Source organism: Frankia sp. CoWAU3 (assembly GCF_977971855.1).
In genome coordinates this window covers 16,802-17,434 of sequence record NZ_CDWWXB010000020.1, presented here as the reverse complement: position 1 = coordinate 17,434, position 633 = coordinate 16,802, and the positions used below count along the sequence as shown (strand labels likewise).

Here is a 633-nt window from a genome sequence, read left to right as displayed (position 1 = left end):
TCCGCAAGCAGCTCGGCGACCGGTTCCCGCCTGCTGACCTCGTCCGCCTGCCAGGGATGCGCGGGTACCACGACGTAACCGGCGGGAATGTCCGGGCGATCGCGTCCGCCGGTCCGAGGGGGCCCCGTAAGCCCGGGTGGGCCATGTCGGTCTGGTCCGGAACCGGACGCGGCCGAGAGGCCGGACTTCGACTCCTCGGCCCCACCGTCTTCCCTGGCCAGATCCGCCAGCAGCCGGATCAGGCCCCGGCCGTTCGTGCCGAGGGCCTGGTCCCGCCCTCCGGAGCGGGTCGTCGTGCTGCCCGAGACGGTCACCACGGAGGGATGGGCGGCGAACCAGTGCAGCGCAAAGGACCCGCCGACTTCCGGAGAGTAGGTGGCCAGTGCCTCCGGCGGAGCCCCCTGGCGACTCTTGGCCGCCGGATGGAACGGATGACCGGTGATCAGGGCCTGCTCCGCGGCGAGGAACGGGGGGATGGTGGCCGGGTCCGGCCCGGGACCGCGGGCCGCGAGGCAGCTCGCGATCCAGCCGGCGGAATCGATGATCCTTCCCAGCGCCTGGGCGCCGAGGGCCGGCGGTAGCCCATCCCGCGTGACGACCTCTCGGACGAGCAGCGCGGCGAGCAGGCCCGCG

General features: G+C 73.8%; 1 protein-coding gene. It reads right to left on the bottom strand.

The window, feature by feature from the left end; all coding sequences use genetic code 11:
* Positions 1 to 633 (bottom strand): IucA/IucC family protein (locus AC08ON_RS03895; RefSeq protein ID WP_476616471.1); only part of this gene is annotated, 633 nt, incomplete at both ends.